The organism is Micromonospora sp. DSM 43699 (genome assembly GCF_055517075.1).
Genome location: NZ_JBTMMT010000258.1, coordinates 1 through 414, shown reverse-complemented (window position 1 = coordinate 414; position 414 = coordinate 1). Strand labels below are relative to the sequence as shown.

The following is a 414-nucleotide window of genomic DNA, read 5'->3' as shown; positions in this document are numbered from 1 at the left end:
ATGGTGAGCGGGCCCGCCATGCTTGTCAGTTGTTGTTGAGCAAGGTATGAATGTGTAATAGTTATATTCATGACTATTAGCTTATGACTATATAGTAGTAGTGACAGTTACAAAGATAATGCATTAAGGGAAAATATGTTTAAAACAGCCCGGAATATGGCGGGTCTGCCGTGGATCGCCGCAATGGCGTTCTTTATGCAGGCGCTTGATGCCACCATTCTGAATACGGCTTTGCCGGATATCGCCAAAAGTCTGAACCATTCACCACTGGCGATGCAGTCTGCTGTCATCAGTTATACGCTGACAGTGGCATTGCTGATCCCGGTCAGTGGCTGGCTGGCAGACCGCTTCGGTACACGCCGGGTGTTTATTATTGCTGTTATTCTGTTTTCCCTGGGGTCTTTATTATGTGCC

The 414-nt window shown here is 47.1% G+C and carries 1 protein-coding gene; it reads left to right on the top strand.

Annotation, left to right across the window (positions count from 1 at the left end; all coding sequences use genetic code 11):
* Nucleotides 1–156: 156 nt before the first annotated feature.
* Nucleotides 157–414, top strand: a 258-nt coding sequence (locus AC0AIB_RS31530) for an MFS transporter (RefSeq protein WP_465098133.1), incomplete at its 3' end; no start/stop codon positions are given.